This window comes from Enterobacter sp. MGH 38, assembly GCF_000492855.1.
GTDB classification, from domain to species: domain Bacteria; phylum Pseudomonadota; class Gammaproteobacteria; order Enterobacterales; family Enterobacteriaceae; genus Enterobacter; species Enterobacter hormaechei_C.
Window position 1 is genome coordinate 871,756 of record NZ_KI535607.1, and the last position, 16,614, is coordinate 888,369.

Genomic DNA, 16,614 nt, shown 5'->3' on the forward strand with positions numbered 1-16,614 from the left:
AATTACGCTTCGATAGCGGCGCGAAGTTTTTTCATGGCGTTCTTTTCAAGCTGACGCACACGTTCAGCGGAGACGCCGTAGCGGTCGGCCAGTTCCTGCAACGTGGACTTGTTATCTTCGTCCAGCCAGCGGGCACGGATGATATCCTGGCTACGCTCGTCGAGGCCTTCCATCGCGAAGGTCAGCTTGTTCGCCGCCTGGTCTTCCCAGTTATCCTCTTCAATGCCGTCAGCAAAGTTAGAGGTTTTATCCTGTAGATACAGAACCGGGGCCATCGGCTGGCTGTCGGACGCGTCATCGTCGGCAGACATATCAAACGTCATGTCCTGAGCGGCCATACGGGATTCCATCTCGCGGACGTCTTTGCTGGAAACGCCCAGCTCGCGCGCCACCATTTCCACTTCATCCTGATTGAACCAGCCCAGACGCTGCTTGGTTTTACGCAGGTTGAAGAACAGTTTGCGCTGCGCTTTCGTCGTGGCGACTTTCACAATACGCCAGTTACGCAGGACGTATTCGTGAATTTCCGCTTTGATCCAGTGCACGGCGAAGGAGACGAGTCGCACACCCACTTCCGGGTTAAAGCGACGTACCGCCTTCATCAGGCCAATATTACCTTCCTGAATCAGGTCCGCCTGCGGCAGGCCGTAGCCCGCATAATTACGAGCAACGTGAACAACAAAGCGCAGGTGAGACAGGATCAGCGTTTTAGCTGCTTCCAGATCGCCCTGGTAATGCAGCTTTTCAGCAAGCTCCTTTTCTTCCTCAGCCGTTAACATCGGCCAGGTGTTCGCAGCCCGGATGTAAGATTCCAGGTTACCAACAGGGGCTAAAGCTAAAGTTTGCATTTCTTTGGTCATTCATTCCTCTCAATGTTTCTTCTGGTCCAGGTTGTCCCCGTCAGGCAACAACCATGCCAAAGCGTTTGAGCAACGAGATTAGCATTCACTCTTTTATCAGACAGTGATTTTATCCACAAGTTCCAGGTGCAACAGTGAATAAATTACGCACAAAATGTGACATGAAGATGATTACAGGGGAAGAGACAACAGGGACGCTTTCCCTGCAAGCGAACATCTCGGTGCAGGGAAAGATTATATCACGCTTTTATTAGTCGGGAGTAAAGTGGCGTAAATGTTGAACCGTTGCCAGCCATGCCGCCACCCAGCCGATCATGGAGCACACCAGCAGTAACAGCAGGCACTCATCGAAACCTAAACCACTGATATCAAACTTAGTTCCGAAAACCTGCGCCACCTCGGTGACGGCTGACGACAGCCGCATCACCAAAATTTCTGACAATATCAATGAAAGAAATGCACCAGAAAAACCTAATAACGCGCCGCCGTAAAGGAACGGGCGGAGGATGAAACCATCCGTTGCGCCAATCAGTTTCTGCACGTTGATGGTATCGCGACGGGCGAAGATGCTCAGGCGCACGCTATTACCGATGACGAGGAACACCGCCGCCACCATCAGCACGCCGATCATCGCCGACACGCGTCCTACCAGCCCGGTCAGGGCGGCAAGACGGGCAAACCAGCTGTCGTCCATGCGCACTTCATCAATCCCGTTAATGCGGGTAATGCGGTCGCGCAGGGTGTTGAGCGAATCCGTGCCCTGGAAATCGAGTTTCGGGATCACCACCGCCACCGCGGGCAGCGGGTTCTCTTCAAGCATATCCAGCGCGCCGCCGAATCCGGACCAGTTGCGGAATTCGCCCAGCGCTTCATCGCGGGAAAGATAGTTCACCTTCTCCACGCCCTGCTCGGCCTGAATCTGCCCCACCACCTGAGCCGCCGCGTTATCGTCGAGGGCTTTATCCAGATAAACGGTGATCTGCGGCGACGGATAGTACTGGGACGCCGCCTGGTTTACGTTTTTGTAAACCATATAGCAGACGCTGGGCAGCGTCAGGGAGATGGCAATCACCATCACCGTCAGGAACGTCGCCAGCGGTTTGCTTTTCAGATCCTGCAACGCGCCCTGGAAGGCATACCGCACCTGCTCGTTAAAGACGTTGGTTTTGCGGGAGTTCGGTTTCGGTGTCGCTTTGGCACGCTTAGGCGCATTGCGATTGCCGTCACCACCGCCCTGAGGCTTGCGGAAACGGTCAAACCGGTTGCTGAACTGCCGAATCTGGTTCATTGCATCACGCTTGTTCACCGTGGCCTCCGTGCAAATGCCCATCGCTCAGGGTCAGCATACGGTACGAACGGCGGGAGATCAGCCCCATGTCGTGCGTCGCCATCAGTACCGTGACCCCCACGCGGTTAAATTCCTCAAACAGACGCAGGATCCCTTCAGAGAGGGCATCGTCCAGGTTACCGGTCGGTTCATCCGCCAGCAAAACGGCAGGCTTGTTCACCACCGCACGGGCGATACCCACGCGCTGCTGCTCACCGCCTGAGAGCTGGATTGGGAAGTTCTTCGCTTTGTCCAGCAGCCCGACCTTATCCAGCGCCGCCGAAACGCGACGGCGGATATCATCGTAACTGGCGCCGGCAATAATCAGCGGGATCGCGACGTTATCGAAAACCGTGCGATCCATCAGCAGGTGGTGATCCTGGAAAATCATGCCAATCTGACGACGCAGGAACGGCACTTCACGGTTCTTAAGACGGCTAATTTCATGGCCGCTGAACCAGATTTTCCCGGCGCTTGGCCGCTCGATCCCACAGATCAGCTTGAGCAGGGTACTTTTCCCCGCGCCGGAATGGCCGGTCAGGAATGCCATCTCGCCTGGCTGGAGGTGGAATGTCACCCCCTGTAGCGCTTGTCTCCCGCCGAGATAGGCCTTGCTGACGTGTTCAAAGCGAATCATTGTTAGTCCTCTCGGGCAAATAGTGCCTCAATAAAGTCGTCCGCTTTAAACGGACGTAAATCCTCAATACGCTCGCCCACACCGATGTAACGGATAGGAATGCCGAACTGGTCGGCCACGGAGAAGATCACCCCGCCTTTCGCGGTGCCGTCCAGCTTGGTCAGCGTGATCCCGGTCAGTCCTACCGCTTCATGGAACAGCTTCGCCTGGCTGATGGCGTTCTGTCCGGTGCTGGCGTCGATAGTCAGCATAATTTCATGCGGTGCATCTTCGTCCAGCTTCTTCATGACGCGAACGATTTTCTTCAGCTCTTCCATCAGGTGCGATTTGTTCTGCAAACGCCCCGCGGTATCCGCAATCAGCACGTCCACGTTACGCGACTTCGCCGCCTGGATGGCATCGAAAATCACGGACGCGGAATCCGCGCCGGTGTGCTGAGCAATGACCGGAATATTGTTGCGCTGGCCCCACACCTGAAGCTGTTCCACCGCTGCCGCACGGAAGGTATCGCCCGCCGCCAGCATCACCGATTTGCCCTGCTGCTCAAACTGGCGCGCCAGCTTGCCGATGGTGGTGGTTTTACCCACGCCGTTGACGCCAACCATCAGGATAACAAACGGCATTTTGCCTTCAATATTAAGCGGTTCGTCAACTTTTGCGAGAATTTCACCCATCTCGTCTTTCAGCAGGCCGTACAGCGCCTCGGCGTCACGCAGCTGTTTGCGGCTCGCCCCTTCAGTCAGGTTAGCGATGATCTTCCGGGTGGTTTCCACGCCCACGTCCGCAATAAGCAGCTGCTCTTCCAGCTCCTCAAACAGATCGTCGTCGATCTTTTTGCCGCGGAACAGACTGATAAATCCGGAACCTAAGTTTTCTTTGGTTTTGAGCAGGCTGCGTTTCAGGCGCGCGAAGAAACCTTCTTTTGTCGGTTTTTCCTGCTCCTGAACGATCTCTTCTTCGGCCTGCTCTTCCACCGGTACGACGATGACCGCTTCTTCAGCCGCTTCCGCCGCCAGCGCCTGGGCTTCCAGCTCTTCGTCGGTCAGCTCTGGCTCAAGTGCCGCCTCTTCTTCCACCGCCTCAACAATTTCAACGGTTTCCGCTTCGGCCTGCCACTCTTCGGCAGAAACCTCTTCAGCTTTAACCTCTTCCGGCAGCGGCAGCGCTTCGTGTTCGATAGCGGCCTGCGGCGCTTCGGTAAGGGTTTCAACGATAACCGGCTCTGGCTTCTCGCTCTCCTGAACCTGCTCAGTGACCTCAACCACCTCTTCAGCAAAGGATTCAATCTCTTCTTTGCTGTGCGCTGGCTCTTCCGCTTCGACAACCGCAGCGGTTTCGACAGGCGTTTCAGGCTGTGACTGCTCTTCTACAACCTGCTGTTCTTCGGTTTTCTGTTCTGTTTCTTGCTCTTTTTCACCGAAACCCAACCAGGAAAAGAAGCCACGTTTTTTTTGTTTTGCCATCTGCGACTACACTCCTCGCGGCGCTATATACAGGGAAGCTAAAAAAATGATGAAATAGTCTAACACTTTACTTAATTGACATCACCGCCCGCAATCGCAGGGCAATGGTTAACAGAGCTTTCCTGAGATGAAGAAACCCACCCGCGCCCCGGCCGGTCAAATTCGCATTATCGGCGGTCAGTGGCGAGGCCGGAAATTACCGGTGCCGGACAGCCCCGGTTTACGCCCCACCACGGACCGCGTTCGCGAGACGCTGTTTAACTGGCTCGCCCCGTCTATGGTAGACGCCAACTGCCTGGACTGCTTCGCCGGAAGCGGTGCATTAGGGCTGGAAGCGCTGTCGCGCTATGCTGCCAGCGCCACGCTGCTGGAGATGGAGCGCGGCGTCGCGCAGACGTTGCAGCAAAATTTGGCTACGCTGAAGGCAACCAACGCCAAAGTGGTGAATACCAACACGCTGAGCTTCCTCGCCCAACAGGGGACGCCGTACAACGTGGTGTTTGTTGACCCGCCGTTCCGTAAAGGGCTGCTGGAAGAGACGCTATCCCTGCTGGAGCAAAATGGTTGGCTGGCGGATGACGCGCTGATTTACGTTGAAAGCGAAGTGGAAAATGGTCTGCCGCCCGTTCCCGTTCACTGGGATCTGCACCGCGAGAAGGTCGCCGGCCAGGTGGCTTATCGTCTGTATCACCGTCAGGCACAAGGAGGATCCGATGCCAGTACTGATTAACGTAGGGCGCTTGCTGATGCTGGGCGTCTGGGCATTTTTGATTTTGAATCTGGTGCACCCGTTCCCGCGTCCGCTGAATATCTTCATTAACGTGGCGCTGATTTTTACCGCGTTCATGCATGCCTTACAGATGGTGATGCTGAAAAACGGAATGCCGAAAGATAGCCCACCGATGACCGGCTGGCAGCAGCTGCGGGTGTTTATTTTCGGCGTATTTGAGCTGCTGGTGTGGATGAAGAAGTTTAAGGCGCAGGTGAAGAAGTAAGGTGCGGTGTGATGCCCTCACCCTAACCCTCTCCCACTGGGAGAGGGGACCGATCGCGCATTATTCAGCCCTAAAACCTACAAAACGCGACCCTTTATAGCTCAACGTGCCTTTCTCTCCCACCGTCAGCTGATGGTACTGCTGCGCCTCCAGGCGGAAGGTCATCTCCAGCCCGCCGGTTTCCGGCTTAAAGCTCGCTTCATAGCGCATTGTTGTGCCCGCAGGCGTCACCTGCTGCTGGCGGGATCGGCGGTCATTAAGCGGTTTCTCGCGCTTGTTCGTCACCACCACGCGCTTTTGCATCAGCGGCGCGGCATCGTTATCCGCCTTCTCGCGGCGCTGCTGCACGAAGCGGAACGAGGCGGCAATGACGATAATCGCCACCACGATAATGAAAAACAGCGGCATCTTGCTCATTGAAAAATCCCATCAGATTATGCGGAATTCAGGATACCTCGCCTGCCCCGGCATTGCCAAACGACCGCTCGCGTCACTACACTGGATCAGGAACTGATCATTCAGCCTCAACAGTTACAGGGAGTTAATATGCTTTGGTCATTTATCGCTGTCTGTTTTTCCGCATGGCTTTACGTCGATGCGTCCTACCGTGGCCCAGCCTGGCAGCGCTGGTTATTTAAACCCGTCACGCTATTACTCCTGCTGTTGCTTGCCTGGCAGGCCCCGATGTTTAACGCCGTTAGCTATCTTGTCCTCGCGGGGCTGTGTGCTTCCCTGATTGGCGATGCCTTAACCTTGCTGCCGCGTCAGCGCCTGCTGTACGCCGTGGGGGCGTTCTTCCTGTCGCATCTGCTCTATACCATCTACTTTGCCAGCCAGATGACGCTCTCCTTCTTCTGGCCGCTGCCGCTGGTGCTGCTGGTGATTGGCGCCCTGCTGATCGCGGTGATCTGGTCGCGTCTGGAAGAGATGCGTCTGCCGGTCTGTACGTTTATCGCCATGACGCTGGTGATGGTGTGGCTGGCGGGCGAGCTGTGGTTCTTCCGTCCGACGGCGCCTGCAATGTCTGCGTTCTTCGGTGCCGCACTGTTGCTGTTGGGTAATATCGTCTGGCTGGGCAGCCACTATCGTCGCCGCTTCCGTGCGGATAATGCGATTTCCGCCGCCTGTTACTTTGCCGGACACTTCCTGATTGTGCGTTCGCTGTATATCTAAATAACGCTTGACTCTGGAGTCGACTCCAGAGTGTATGCTGCGGTTAATGAGAAAATTATCATTACCGGAGACTGCCATGTCGACTCCAGAAACACCTAAAAAAGTTCCCCAATTCTCGGCACTTAAGCTCAGCCCGGTTCCGCCAAAAGAGGACTGCTGCTGCGAGGGCGCGTGCGAAACCCAGACCGAAGCGCTGCCTGAAAGCGGCAACCGCTACAGTTGGGTGGTCAACGGCATGGACTGCGCGGCCTGCGCCCGCAAAGTGGAAAATGCGGTGAAGCAGGTGCCAGGCGTGAATCACGTTCAGGTGCTGTTCGCTACCGAAAAGCTGCTGGTCAGCGCCGAAAACGACGTCAGCAGACAGGTTGAAGCCGCCGTCAGCAAAGCGGGTTATACCCTGCGCAGCGAAACGGCGCCCGCAGAAAAAACGTCCCCGCTAAAAGAAAATCTGCCCCTTATCACCCTCATCATCATGATGGCCCTGAGCTGGGGGCTGGAGCAGATCAACCACCCATTCGGCAACCTGGCGTTTATCGCCACCACGCTGGTTGGCCTGTTCCCGATTGCGCGTCAGGCGCTGCGTCTGATGAGAAGCGGCAGCTGGTTTGCCATCGAAACGCTGATGAGCGTGGCGGCTATCGGGGCGCTGTTTATTGGCGCGACGGCGGAAGCGGCGATGGTGCTGCTGCTGTTCTTAATTGGCGAACGCCTTGAGGGCTGGGCGGCGAGCCGGGCGCGTAAAGGGGTGAGCGCGCTGATGGCGCTGAAGCCGGAAACCGCCACGCGGGTTATTCATGGTCAGCGTGAAACGGTCGCCATCAACACCCTGCGCCCGGGCGACGTGATTGAAGTGCCCGCAGGCGGACGTCTGCCAGCCGATGGGGCCCTCGTTACCGCCACCGCAAGTTTTGACGAAAGTGCCCTGACCGGGGAATCCATCCCGGTTGCGCGCGCGGCGGGTGAAAAGGTGCCTGCGGGCGCCACCAGCGTCGACCGACTGGTGCAGTTGACGGTCCTTTCCGAACCGGGCGACAGCGCCATCGACCGCATCCTCAGGCTGATTGAAGAGGCCGAGGAGCGCCGCGCGCCGGTAGAACGCTTTATCGATCGCTTCAGCCGGATTTACACCCCCGCCATCATGCTGGTGGCGCTGCTGGTCACCGTCGTCCCGCCGCTGTGCTTCGGCGCGCCGTGGGAGGGCTGGATTTACAAAGGGCTGACGCTGCTGCTGATAGGCTGTCCGTGTGCACTGGTGATCTCCACCCCGGCGGCGATTACCTCAGGGCTGGCGGCAGCGGCACGTCGCGGGGCGTTGATTAAGGGCGGCGCGGCGCTGGAGCAACTGAGCCAGATCCGGCACGTTGCCTTCGACAAAACCGGAACGCTCACCGTCGGCAAACCGCAGGTGACCGGCGTGTATCCGCAGGATGTCAGTGAAGACGATCTGCTGACGCTGGCCGCCGCCGTGGAGCAAGGCTCCACTCACCCGCTGGCGCAGGCGATTGTGCGAGAAGCGCAGTCGCGCGGGCTGAACATCCCTCCGGCAACCGCCCAGCGAGCGCTGGTCGGGTCAGGGATTGAGGCTGTGGTCGAAGGCAAAAAAGTGCTGATTGCCGCGGCGGACTCGCGCTCTACTCCACAGGTTGAGGCGCTGGAGCAAGCCGGGCAGACGGTCGTTGCCGTGATGCAGGACGGTGTACCGATGGGCATGCTGGCGCTGCGCGACACCCTGCGCGACGATGCGAAAGACGCCGTCGACGCGCTGCACAGGCTGGGAGTACAGGGTGTGATCCTGACCGGCGATAATCCGCGCGCGGCGGCGGCGATTGCCGGTGAGCTGGGGCTGGCGTTTAAGGCCGGATTGCTGCCTGCGGATAAAGTCAGCGCGGTAACCGAGCTGAACAGCAACGCCCCGCTGGCGATGGTCGGGGACGGGATAAACGATGCCCCGGCAATGAAAGCTTCCACCATCGGCATTGCGATGGGCAGCGGCACCGACGTGGCGCTGGAGACCGCCGACGCGGCGCTGACGCACAACCGCCTGACCGGGCTGGCGCAGATGATAGATCTTGCGCGGGCGACGCGGGCCAATATTCGGCAGAACATCGGCATTGCGCTGGGTCTGAAGGGGATTTTCCTGGTCACCACGCTGCTCGGCATGACCGGACTGTGGCTGGCGGTGCTGGCGGATACGGGGGCGACAGTGCTGGTTACGGCGAACGCGTTGCGGCTGTTGCGCCAAAGGTAAAAGTGAAACGGCAACCGGGTTGCCGTTTCTCGTGTTTGCCCCCTCTCCCCGCGGGAGAGGGCCGGGGTGAGGGCATCAGGCCGCACGCATCACTGCATCCCTAGCAGCCCCGGCAACCACAATGAAATCGCCGGGATGTACGTCACCATCCCCAGCACCACCAGCAACATACCGTAAAACGGCAGCATCGCCCGCACCACGTGCTCGATCTTCTGCTTACTCACCGCGCTCGCCACAAACAGCACCGATCCGACCGGCGGCGTGATCAGCCCAATCCCCAGGTTCACCATCATGATCATCCCGAAATGCACCGGGTCGATCCCCAGCGAGTTGGTCACCGGCAGCAGCACCGGGGTCAGGATCAGGATGATCGGCGCCATGTCCATCAGCGTGCCAATCAGCAGCAGCATGATATTGAGGTACATCAGGATCACGTATTTGTTATCGGAGAGCGACGTGAAGAATTCGGTGATGCGCATCGGCAGCTGCATGTAGGTCATTACCGCGCCAAACGCCGCGGCAAAGCCAATCAAAATCATCACGATGGTGACGGTTTTCACCGTGCGGCACATCAGCTTCGGCAGTTCGCTCCATTTATAGTCGCGGTAGATAAACATAGTGACGAAAAACGCCCACAGGCAGGCCACGGCGGCAGATTCGGTCGCCGTGAATATCCCGGACAAGATCCCGCCGAGGATAATCACCACCGTCATCAGCCCCCACAGGGCATCGAGCATGATTTTCAGCGCCTGCCTGAACGGGATTTTGTCCCCCTTCGGATAGCCGCGCTTGCGGGCGAAGCACAGGCAGAGCACCATCAGGCTCACGCCCAGCAGCAGGCCCGGCAGCACGCCCGCGATAAACAGCGTGGCGATGGAAACCGTTCCCCCTGCCGCCAGGGAGTAAATCACCGAGTTGTGGCTGGGCGGGATCAGGATCGCCTGCACCGACCCGCTGGCCGTCACCGCCGCCGCGTATTCGCGCGGATAGCCCTTCTTCTCCATCTCCGGGATCATCACGCTGCCGATAGACGCCGTATCCGCCACCGACGAGCCGGAAATCGCGCCGAAGAACGTTGATGCCACGATGTTCACCAGCGACAGCCCGCCGCGAATAAAGCCGACAAAAACGTACGCGAAGTTAACCAGCCGTCGGGCAATACCCCCTTCCGCCATGATCGCCCCGGCAAGAATGAAGAACGGGATCGCCAGCAGGGTAAATTTATTCACTCCACTGGTGATCTGGATCATCAGCGCCTCCAGCGGCAGGTCAATCCACAGCGCGCCCGCCACGGCGCTTAAGCCGACGGCGAAGGCCACCGGCATCCCCAGCGCCAGCAAAATGGCGAGGGTGAATAACAAAACAAAAGCATCCATTGTTCACCCCTTAACTGTGATTGCCGATCAGCACGACCGGACGGTTTTCCTGCGAGCCAAACAGCAGGCGTTCAAGCACAAACAGGATCAAAATGGCCGACCCGACAGGCAGCGGCAGATAGCTTTCGCCGGAGGTCAGGAGCGGAAACTCCGCCACCGGCTGCTCCCACAGCTCGACGCACAGCCAGTAGCTGTACCAGCACATCAGGCCGGAGATGAGCAGCATCAGCAGATCTACCACTCGCGCGCACACTCTTTGCAGCGACGCGGGCAGGCGGTCGGTGAGCATGTTGACCGCGATATGCGACCCGGCGCGATAGCTCACCGCCGCGCCGATAAAGGTAAACGTCACCATGCAGATAATGGCGATCGGCTCCGGCCAGGATTCGCCGCGATTGAGCACATAGCGAGAGAAGATGCCAATGGGGATCACAATCGTCATCACCAGTAGCGAGAGACCCGCCACCACCATGGCGAGCAGGTACAGACGGTCCATCCACTTCAGGTAGAGTTCGGACATACGTACTCCGGCTTACTGAACGTCAGCGATGGCTTTCATCAGATCCTGATGCTTATCGCCATACTGCGCGCGCACCGGCTCTGTCGCCTTGATAAACACCGTTTTATCGATGTCGTGGAACTGCACGCCGCCGGCCTTCATTTTCGCCAGCGCCTGGTCGTTATACGCATTCCACAGCTTGCGCTGCTCGAACTGCGCTTCGCGGGCCAGCGTCAGGATCTTTTGCTGTTCGTCAGCGCTGAGCTTGTCCCATTTCACTTTGGAGTAGAGCAGCATTTCCGGGGTGATGAAGTGGCCGCTCAGCGTGTAGTTTTTGGCGACCGGCATATAGTTGTGGGCGATAAAGGTTGGCGGGTTGTTCTCCGCGCCGTCGATCACCCCGGTCTGCATGCCGCTGTAAACCTCGCTGACGCCCATCGCCACCGAGTTCGCCCCCATCGCTTTCAGCGTGGCCAGCGCCACCGGGCTGCCCTGCACGCGGATTTTCTTCCCTTTCAGATCGTCCGGTTTGACGATCGGCTCTTTGGTGATCAGGTTGCGGGTGCCGGAATCCATCCAGCCAAGGAAGACCAGACGCGATTTCGGGTTGGCGGTGAGTTTGTCGCCGATCTGCTTGCCGATATCCCCGTCAATCACCTTGTGCATGTGGTCTTCATCGCGGAATACGTAGGGCAGGGTAAACACTTCGATATCCGGCAGGATGGCGGCCACCGGCGCCATGGAGACGCGGATCATGTCGATCGCCCCCATCTGCGCCTGCTCAATCATCTGCTTTTCATCCCCCAGCACGCCGCCGGGGAAGACCTTAATCTCCAGCTTGCCATCGGTTTGTTGTTTGAGTTTTTCACCCATGTGCTGGACCGCCACCACGTTCGGGTAGCCTTCGGGATGCACATCGGCGGCTTTAATGGTCTGGGCAGAAACGGTGCAGGCGAAAGCAGTCAGACACAGCGCGGCCAGTAACGGCTTGAGGGTCGTTTTCATTAAGTCAACTCCAGGGTAGTGAGATAAGCGTTAAAACGATGTTTTAATTTTTGACGCTTAAAAATTAGACTACGGCTGGAAAAGGGAGGGTGAAGCGCCTCACAAAAAGCGCGAAATTTTGAAACGATGGTTCGAAATTGTGATGAGTACTTGTCGGGTGGCGACTGCGCCTTACCCGACCTACTACACCCGTAGGCCCGTGCAAGCGAAGCGCCGCCGGGCGTCAGGCCGCACTTACCCCTTACGAATCAAATACCGGTACGGCAAGGTCTCGGTTTGCTGCGCCACCAGTTCATGTTCCATAAAGGTACAAAAGCCGGGGATATCACGGGTGGTAGCCGGGTCATCGGCGACGATCAGCAGCGTTTCGCCACTCTGCATGTTACGGACGGTTTTACGCACCATCATTACCGGCTCCGGGCAACGGAGGCCCTGAGCATCAAGCGTGTGGTCTGGGCTGGAAAACAGGTCGGTCATTTTCTTCTCGTTCAGGTAAAAACGGCTGTAGTTTACGCCCCGCTATCGCCAATGCAAACCAGGTTAACGATTGCGTGAAAATTAGCCATTGCAAAGTGTCGTCAAAGCAGTATCATGCGGCGGCTTTATTGGGTTCCCTCACCCCAAATATTAATCAAAAAGGTACAATATGAACTCCTTTACACAATCGCAGCGCGTCAAGGCGTTGTTCTGGCTTTCGCTATTTCATCTGCTGGTGATCATCTCCAGTAACTATCTGGTACAGCTCCCCATCTCCATTTTTGGTTTCCATACCACCTGGGGCGCGTTCAGTTTCCCGTTTATTTTCCTTGCGACGGATTTAACCGTGCGTATTTTTGGCGCACCGCTGGCGCGGCGGATTATTTTTGCGGTGATGATCCCGGCACTGTTTGTCTCCTACGCCATCTCCTCGCTGTTTTACATGGGAAGCTGGCAGGGCTTCGAAGCGCTGACGCACTTCAACCTGTTCGTCGCGCGTATTGCCACCGCCAGCTTTATGGCCTACGCCCTGGGGCAGATCCTCGATGTCCACGTGTTTAACCGCCTGCGTCAAAACCATCGCTGGTGGATGGCGCCAACGGCCTCCACGCTGTTCGGTAACGTGAGCGATACGCTGGCCTTCTTCTTCATCGCCTTCTGGCGCAGCCCGGACGCCTTCATGGCAGAACACTGGATGGAAATCGCTCTGGTGGACTACGCCTTTAAGGTGCTTATTAGCCTGGTCTTCTTCCTGCCGATGTACGGCGTACTGTTGAATATGCTGCTGAAAAGGCTGGCAGATAAATCTGAAATCTCCGCATTGCAGGCAGGTTAAGGGTTCGCTTTATCAGTTGTGATAAGATGAACGAATGAGCCGTTATGGCCGTTTATCGAAAGGAAGAAGTCAATGCGCAATCTGGTTAAATATGTCGGGATTGGCCTGCTGGTTGTTGGCCTTGCAGCCTGTGATAACAGCGACACCAAAACGCCTGCTCAGGGCGCGTCAGCAGAAAGCAACGCCACCGGTCAGCCGGTGAGCCTGATGGATGGCAAACTCAGTTTCTCTCTGCCCGCGGACATGACCGACCAGAGCGGTAAGCTGGGTACCCAGGCGAACAATATGCACGTCTATTCCGATGCCACCGGCCAAAAAGCGGTGATTGTGATCGTCGGTGACGATACCAGCGAAGATCTGGGCGTGCTGGCCAAACGCCTGGAAGATCAGCAGCGCAGCCGCGACCCGCAGCTTCAGGTGGTCACCAACAAGTCTGTTGAACTGAAAGGCCACACGCTGCAACAGCTGGACAGCATCATCTCTGCCAAAGGCCAGACCGCGTACTCCTCCGTGGTGCTCGGCAAGGTGGACAATAAACTGCTGACCATGCAGATCACCCTGCCGGCAGATAATCAGCAGAAAGCGCAGACCGCCGCTGAAAACATCATTAACACCCTCGTGATCCAGTAATCGTTCACCGGGATGCCGTGGCCTCCGTCGCTTGCGCCGGGGGCCATTTTTTTGCCACGACTTTCAGACTAACGCTCCAGACGAAGCCCATCCGGCGCACTACAATTAACACGCCCCCCGGAAAAAGGAATTCTTATGACTGCCAGCCCGCCCGACAAAGCCGGACTTCATATTTTATTAAAACTTGCCTGCCTGGTGGTTATCCTTGCGGGTATCCACGCGGCGGCGGATATCATTGTTCAGCTTCTGCTGGCGCTGTTTTTCGCCATTGTGCTCAACCCGCTGGTGACATGGTTTTTACGCCGGGGCATCAGCCGCCCAGTCGCGATTACCATTGTGGTGATGGTGATGCTGGTTGTCCTGACGGCGCTGTTCGGCGTGCTCGCCGCCTCGCTGAGCGAATTTTCCACCATGCTGCCGCAGTACAATAAAGAGCTGACGCGCAAGCTGGTCGATCTTCAGCGCATGTTGCCATTCGTGAATCTGCATATCTCACCGGAACGGATGCTGCGCCGGATGGATTCCGAGAAGGTGATGACCTACGCCACCACGTTGATGACCGGGCTTTCCGGGGCAATGGCCAGCATTCTGCTGCTGGTGATGACGGTGGTGTTTATGCTGTTCGAAGTGCGCCACGTGCCGTATAAGCTGCGTTTTGCCCTGAACAATCCGCAGATCCACATTGCCGGCTTGCACCGCGCGCTGAAGGGCGTGTCCAAGTATCTGGCGCTGAAAACATTGTTAAGCCTGTGGACCGGCGTGATCGTCTGGCTGGGGCTGGTACTGCTGGACGTGCAGTTCGCGCTGATGTGGGGCGTGCTGGCGTTTTTACTGAACTACGTACCCAATATCGGCGCGGTGCTTTCCGCCGTTCCGCCGATGATCCAGGCGTTCCTGTTTAACGGTTTTTATGAGTGCATGCTGGTAGGGGCGCTGTTCCTCGTCGTGCATATGGTGCTGGGTAACATTCTTGAGCCGCGCATGATGGGCCACCGTCTGGGCATGTCGACGATGGTGGTGTTTTTATCGTTACTGATCTGGGGATGGCTGCTGGGTCCGGTGGGCATGCTGCTCTCCGTGCCGCTCACCAGCGTCTGTAAAATCTGGATGGAAACCACGAAAGGAGGCAGTAAACTCGCCATTCTTCTGGGTCCGGGTCGGCCAAAAAGCCGTTTGCCGGGATAACCGGGTGGAAAGGGTCAAAAGTGACGTTTATTCGCCAGCGCGACGACAACATTGTACGATGTGCGCAGTAAATCGCGCTGGCGAAGAAAAAGTCACAGAAACAGGTTTATCGCGGACGCGCGTAGATGAAATTTACACTTACCCTTATCGACTGGCAGGCAAGAGCGCCAGGACTCAGCGATGCCGACGAATGGCAGGCATGGTCACGCCGGTCTGACGCCATCGATCCCTCTGCACCGCTGGCGAAACTGACCGATCTGCCGATGATGACCGCCCGCCGCCTGAATTCAGGCAGCAGGCTGGCCGTCGATCTTGGCCTGATGATGCTGCGCAAACACCGCATCGATGCCGTCGTCTACAGCAGCCGTCATGGGGAGCTGGAGCGCAATTTCCGTATTCTCCAGGCCCTGGCGGCAGAACAGCCCGTTTCCCCCACCGATTTTGCCATGTCGGTACACAACTCGGCGGTCGGCAATCTCACTATCGCCGCGCGTCAGCCTGTTGTCTCTTCGTCGGTTTCCGCCGGTATGGATACCTTCCAGCAGAGCTTGTGCGACGTGCTGAGCCTGCTGCATGCGGGCTACTCCCGCGTATTGCTGGTGGATTTCGACGGTCTGCTGCCTGATTTTTATCACGCCGGGTTGCCACCGCAGATGCCCGTCTGGCCCTACGCGCTGGCGCTGGTGATTGAAGCCGGAAATACGCTCAGCTGTGAAACGCACGTCAACCGCACGCCTGAAGAGCCCGCGCTGCCGCAAAGCCTCCAGTTCCTGCGCCATTACCTGCGGGACGAGCGCCAGTTCACCCTGCCGGGCGAGCGCCTGCTGTGGCAATGGACGCGCCAATGAGAGGGTTACGTTCCCGCCTCGATCGGTTATGGCGGATGCTGATGACCGGATTGTGCTTCGCCCTGTTCGGCCTCGGCGGACTGACGCTGTCGCTGGTATGGTTTAACCTGCTGCTGATTTTCCAGCGCGACCGCACCCAACGTCGCCGCCTGGCACGCCGTACTATTTCTGCCAGTTTTCGCCTGTTCCTCGCGGTGGTACGCGGTGTAGGGGTACTGGATTACCGTTTCAACAACCTGGACGTTCTACGCGCCGAGCGGGGCTGTCTGGTGATTGCGAATCATCCCTCGCTGCTGGACTACGTTCTGCTGGCGTCGGTGATGAACGAAACCGACTGTCTGGTGAAAAGCGCGTTGCTGCGTAACCCGTTCGTCAGCGGCGTGATCCGCGCGGCTGACTATCTGATTAACAGCGAAGCCGACACGCTGCTTGCCGCAAGCCAGCAGCGTCTGTCCCAGGGCGACACCCTGCTTATCTTCCCTGAAGGCACCCGCACCCGGGTGGGGGAAGTCATGACCCTGCAACGTGGGGCGGCGAATATCGCCGTTCGCTGCAACAGCGCCGTGCGCGTGGTGGTGATCCACTGTAGCGAACGGATGCTGGATAAACAGAGCAGCTGGTATAACGTGCCCCCCAACAAACCTGTTTTCACCGTGGATGTTCGCGAACGCATCAACATTCATGATTTTTATGATGCGAGTCAGCACGAACCCGCGCTGGCAGCAAGGCAGTTAAACCGGCATATGCAGCATCAGTTAACAACCGGTCTTCAATCTTTGTCAGGAACGAAAGATGCAAGCGCTCTATCTTGAAATTAAGAATCTCATTATCTCTACGCTGAATCTGGAAGAACTTACCCCAGAGGATATTGATACAGACGCCGCGCTCTTTGGCGACGGCCTCGGTCTGGACTCAATCGACGCCCTTGAGCTGGGGCTGGCGGTAAAAAATCAGTACGGCGTAGTGCTTTCTGCCGAAAGTGACGAGATGCGTCAGCACTTTTATTCCGTTGCCACGCTCGCGGCTTTTATCCATCAACAACGCGCCTGAGAATGA

Annotated in this window: 19 protein-coding genes; 10 read left to right on the plus strand and 9 right to left on the minus strand. The window is 57.5% G+C overall.

Going from position 1 to position 16,614, the window contains the following annotated elements; genetic code table 11:
• Positions 1 to 2 precede the first annotated feature (2 nt).
• The 4 genes from rpoH to ftsY form a co-directional block, all read right to left on the minus strand.
• Positions 3 to 860, minus strand: a complete 858-nt coding sequence (rpoH, locus tag L384_RS16695; RefSeq protein ID WP_000159624.1) for an RNA polymerase sigma factor RpoH — start codon at positions 858 to 860, stop codon at positions 3 to 5.
• Positions 861 to 1,110: 250 nt separating this feature from the next.
• Positions 1,111 to 2,166, minus strand: coding sequence for a permease-like cell division protein FtsX (gene ftsX, locus L384_RS16690; protein ID WP_003861527.1), 1,056 nt, complete (start codon positions 2,164 to 2,166; stop codon positions 1,111 to 1,113).
• The gene (ftsE, locus tag L384_RS16685) at positions 2,153 to 2,824 is read right to left on the minus strand and encodes a cell division ATP-binding protein FtsE (protein ID WP_003861525.1); all 672 of its coding nucleotides are present in this window, start codon (positions 2,822 to 2,824) and stop codon (positions 2,153 to 2,155) included. The genes ftsX and ftsE overlap by 14 nt, the downstream gene beginning before the upstream one ends.
• Before the next feature lie 2 nt (positions 2,825 to 2,826).
• Positions 2,827 to 4,287, minus strand: coding sequence for a signal recognition particle-docking protein FtsY (ftsY, locus tag L384_RS16680; RefSeq protein ID WP_023323837.1), 1,461 nt, complete (start codon positions 4,285 to 4,287; stop codon positions 2,827 to 2,829).
• A 127-nt stretch (positions 4,288 to 4,414) separates the two neighbouring features.
• On the opposite strand from ftsY, the gene rsmD reads away from it, so the two are divergent.
• Together rsmD and L384_RS16670 are read left to right on the plus strand one after the other, a co-directional pair.
• Entirely contained in the window at positions 4,415 to 5,017 is a 603-nt protein-coding gene (gene rsmD, locus L384_RS16675) for a 16S rRNA (guanine(966)-N(2))-methyltransferase (RefSeq protein ID WP_003861523.1), read from the plus strand.
• Complete coding sequence (locus L384_RS16670) at positions 5,001 to 5,282, plus strand: DUF1145 family protein (protein WP_023323838.1); 282 nt, start codon at positions 5,001 to 5,003, stop codon at positions 5,280 to 5,282. Before rsmD ends, L384_RS16670 begins: the two co-directional genes overlap by 17 nt.
• A 60-nt stretch (positions 5,283 to 5,342) precedes the next feature.
• Here L384_RS16670 and L384_RS16665 read toward each other — a convergent pair whose 3' ends face one another.
• Entirely contained in the window at positions 5,343 to 5,699 is a 357-nt protein-coding gene (locus L384_RS16665; RefSeq protein ID WP_003861518.1) for a DUF2500 domain-containing protein, read from the minus strand.
• Positions 5,700 to 5,828: 129 nt separating this feature from the next.
• Between L384_RS16665 and L384_RS16660 the strand changes: the two genes are divergently transcribed.
• The gene (locus L384_RS16660) at positions 5,829 to 6,455 is read left to right on the plus strand and encodes a lysoplasmalogenase (protein WP_003861515.1); all 627 of its coding nucleotides are present in this window, start codon (positions 5,829 to 5,831) and stop codon (positions 6,453 to 6,455) included.
• A gap of 76 nt (positions 6,456 to 6,531) precedes the next feature.
• Positions 6,532 to 8,703 carry a Zn(II)/Cd(II)/Pb(II) translocating P-type ATPase ZntA gene (gene zntA, locus L384_RS16655; protein ID WP_023323839.1) on the plus strand — a complete coding sequence of 724 codons (2,172 nt, stop codon included), beginning with the start codon at positions 6,532 to 6,534 and terminating at the stop codon, positions 8,701 to 8,703.
• 89 nt (positions 8,704 to 8,792) lie between these two features.
• Here the strand turns inward: zntA and L384_RS16650 are convergent, their stop codons facing one another.
• The 4 genes from L384_RS16650 to tusA form a co-directional block, all read right to left on the minus strand.
• The gene (locus L384_RS16650) at positions 8,793 to 10,079 is read right to left on the minus strand and encodes a TRAP transporter large permease (protein WP_003861280.1); all 1,287 of its coding nucleotides are present in this window, start codon (positions 10,077 to 10,079) and stop codon (positions 8,793 to 8,795) included.
• Between the two features lie 10 nt (positions 10,080 to 10,089).
• The gene (locus L384_RS16645; RefSeq protein WP_003861278.1) at positions 10,090 to 10,599 is read right to left on the minus strand and encodes a TRAP transporter small permease; all 510 of its coding nucleotides are present in this window, start codon (positions 10,597 to 10,599) and stop codon (positions 10,090 to 10,092) included.
• A gap of 12 nt (positions 10,600 to 10,611) precedes the next feature.
• Positions 10,612 to 11,583 carry a TRAP transporter substrate-binding protein gene (locus L384_RS16640; RefSeq protein WP_023323840.1) on the minus strand — a complete coding sequence of 324 codons (972 nt, stop codon included), beginning with the start codon at positions 11,581 to 11,583 and terminating at the stop codon, positions 10,612 to 10,614.
• 234 nt (positions 11,584 to 11,817) lie between these two features.
• On the minus strand, positions 11,818 to 12,060 hold the full coding sequence (tusA, locus tag L384_RS16635) for a sulfurtransferase TusA (RefSeq protein ID WP_000130627.1): 243 nt from the start codon (positions 12,058 to 12,060) through the stop codon (positions 11,818 to 11,820).
• Positions 12,061 to 12,229: 169 nt separating this feature from the next.
• Here tusA and L384_RS16630 point away from each other — a divergent pair, with 169 nt between their 5' ends.
• The 6 genes from L384_RS16630 (at position 12,230) to L384_RS16605 (ending at position 16,608) form a co-directional block, all read left to right on the plus strand.
• Positions 12,230 to 12,895, plus strand: coding sequence for a 7-cyano-7-deazaguanine/7-aminomethyl-7-deazaguanine transporter (locus L384_RS16630; RefSeq protein ID WP_003861274.1), 666 nt, complete (start codon positions 12,230 to 12,232; stop codon positions 12,893 to 12,895).
• Positions 12,896 to 12,967: 72 nt separating this feature from the next.
• Complete coding sequence (locus L384_RS16625; protein ID WP_003861272.1) at positions 12,968 to 13,525, plus strand: DcrB family lipoprotein; 558 nt, start codon at positions 12,968 to 12,970, stop codon at positions 13,523 to 13,525.
• A gap of 135 nt (positions 13,526 to 13,660) precedes the next feature.
• Positions 13,661 to 14,710, plus strand: coding sequence for an AI-2E family transporter (locus L384_RS16620; protein ID WP_003861270.1), 1,050 nt, complete (start codon positions 13,661 to 13,663; stop codon positions 14,708 to 14,710).
• A gap of 125 nt (positions 14,711 to 14,835) precedes the next feature.
• Positions 14,836 to 15,558, plus strand: coding sequence for a beta-ketoacyl synthase chain length factor (locus L384_RS16615; RefSeq protein WP_023323841.1), 723 nt, complete (start codon positions 14,836 to 14,838; stop codon positions 15,556 to 15,558).
• Complete coding sequence (locus tag L384_RS16610) at positions 15,555 to 16,370, plus strand: lysophospholipid acyltransferase family protein (protein WP_023314978.1); 816 nt, start codon at positions 15,555 to 15,557, stop codon at positions 16,368 to 16,370. Before L384_RS16615 ends, L384_RS16610 begins: the two co-directional genes overlap by 4 nt.
• Entirely contained in the window at positions 16,351 to 16,608 is a 258-nt protein-coding gene (locus tag L384_RS16605; RefSeq protein ID WP_003861263.1) for a phosphopantetheine-binding protein, read from the plus strand. The genes L384_RS16610 and L384_RS16605 overlap by 20 nt, the downstream gene beginning before the upstream one ends.
• Positions 16,609 to 16,614: the final 6 nt, after the last annotated feature.